At 66.0% G+C, this 1,678-nt stretch carries 1 protein-coding gene; it reads left to right on the forward strand.

Features of this window, described 5'->3' with window-relative positions; all coding sequences use genetic code 11:
* Positions 1–585: 585 nt before the first annotated feature.
* Positions 586–1,563: a proline iminopeptidase-family hydrolase gene (locus tag FKP22_RS29510; protein ID WP_141291762.1), complete on the forward strand. Its 978-nt coding sequence runs from the start codon at positions 586–588 to the stop codon at positions 1,561–1,563.
* The last annotated feature ends 115 nt before the right edge of the window (positions 1,564–1,678 follow it).

The raw sequence follows: 1,678 nt of genomic DNA on the forward strand, positions 1-1,678 counted from the left end.
GGCGGCGCCGGCTCGTTGGCGGTGGGCGGACTGCCGACGGTGTCCGTTCCACCCCCACTCCCACCACCGCAGGCAGCAAGCCCCAGTGCAGCGCTGAACATCAGGCCCAGCGTGAGCGAGGAGCGCAGCGGAGATGGTGACGGCGGTTGAGGGGTGGGGCAGGGGGTCGGCGTGGGCAAGGGGGAACCGGGACTGCGCATGGCGTTCGCTCTGACTTGGTCTTGTGGAATGGACGCGATGCGTCACATGCCCTCGTCGAAAAGGGCCTGCGGCGCGTCGCTGCCTCGATGGGGCCTTGAACTGCAAGAAAAACGCCAGTGGAACCGGTTGGGATCGTGGTTTAGCGCGCCGTAACATCCATGCGGAACGTCCCATGCAATGGTTCTCCTGGGAAACTGCATTCGGCGCAAGTGCTGACTCGCCAACATGTAACCTTCTTGGCCGGGTCTGCGAGGTGACCATCCTGGTCAGGGGGCACACGCAGATGGACCGACTTTGTCGCAGCCTGCTTGGGCGTGATGGGTCGGGCGTCTACCATGGTTGCCTGCCGCCCGGTTTCCGGGGCGGTCCAACCTGGAGCCCGTGATGTCGTCGAACGCCGCCGCTGCCGATCTGGCCAGCTACCTGCATGTGTCTGATCGCGAAGACGCCTGGTCCGGCGGCGCTCGTCTGATCCCCGTGACCACGCCCAGCGGGACCTTCAAGGTCTGGACCAAGCGGGTGGGCCACAACCCGCAACTCAAGCTGCTGCTCTTACACGGCGGCCCGGGTGCCACCCACGAGTATTTCGAGGCCTTCGACAGCTTCCTGCCGGAGGCCGGCATCGAGTATTACTACTACGACCAGCTGGGTTCACACCGCAGCGACCAGCCCACCGACCCCGCGCTGTGGGACACCGCCCGTTTTGTCGATGAAGTCGAACAGGTGCGCCAGGCCCTGGGCCTGGACGCCAGCAACTTCGTGCTGCTGGGCCATTCCTGGGGTGGTGTGCTGGCCATCGAATACGCGCTGGCCCATCAGCAGCACCTGAAGGGCCTGGTGATCTCCAACATGATGGCCAGCTTCCCGGCCTACAACGACTATGCCCGCAAGGTGCTGATGCCGCAGATCGACCCGGCTGTGCTGGCCGAGATCCAGGCGCTGGAGGCGGCGCAGGACTATGCGAACCCGCGCTACATGGGTCTGCTGATGGCGCATCACTATGTGTTCCACATCCTGCGCCGCCCGGCCGAGGCATGGCCCGATCCGGTCAACCGCGCGTTTGCGCACATCAACCAGTCGGTCTACATCCCCATGCAAGGCCCCAGCGAGCTGGGCGCCAGCGGCAAGCTGGTTGAATGGGACCGCTTTGATGACCTCCAGCGCATCCAGGTGCCCACCCTGACCATCGGCAGCGCGTACGACACCATGGACCCGGCGCATGTCGAGGCCATGGCGCAGCAGCTTCCTCGGGGCGAGTACCTGCATTGCCCCGAAGGCAGCCACATGGCGATGTACGACGATCAGCTGACCTACATGCGCGGCCTGATCGCCTTCCTGCACCGGCTGCAGGCGCAGGGCTGAAAGAAGCTCCAAACTGGGCGCCCCATCCTGCGGGGCCAGCGCCGGGCCGCTCCCAAGCGGCCCCGCAACCCGCCCGGCGGGTGGCTTCGCGTACCCGCGAAGCCGGGTGCGCTAG

This window comes from Ideonella azotifigens, from assembly GCF_006519715.1.
GTDB classification, from domain to species: domain Bacteria; phylum Pseudomonadota; class Gammaproteobacteria; order Burkholderiales; family Burkholderiaceae_C; genus Ideonella; species Ideonella azotifigens.